Origin of the sequence: Pseudoalteromonas sp. 20-92 (assembly GCF_030847595.1) — a bacterium.
GTDB lineage: Bacteria > Pseudomonadota > Gammaproteobacteria > Enterobacterales > Alteromonadaceae > Pseudoalteromonas > Pseudoalteromonas fuliginea.
Window position 1 is genome coordinate 1 of sequence record NZ_JANJGQ010000105.1, and the last position, 274, is coordinate 274.

Sequence of the window (274 nt, forward strand, 5' to 3'; positions counted from 1 at the left end):
CTTATCAGTTAACGGTGGATTTAGATCATTGGATCCGCCGTAGGATAAAAATGTGCTACTGGCGGCAATGGCGTAAACCACGCACGAAAGTACGCAGTTTAATAAAACTGGGTGTTAGCGAACGACTCGCCATAGCCTGTGGTATCACCAGTAAAGGGCCTTGTCGAAGCTCAAAAACAAAAGGAATTAACATTGCGCTAGGCAATGACTATTTAGCGTCACAAGGTTTAGTGTCATTGAGAGATATTTGGATCGGTATTCATTACGGGAGATG

General features: G+C 43.8%; 1 pseudogene. It reads left to right on the forward strand.

Annotated elements, in window-relative coordinates:
• Positions 1-274: pseudogene (locus NRL14_RS20940) on the forward strand (group II intron reverse transcriptase/maturase); the annotation flags it as partial.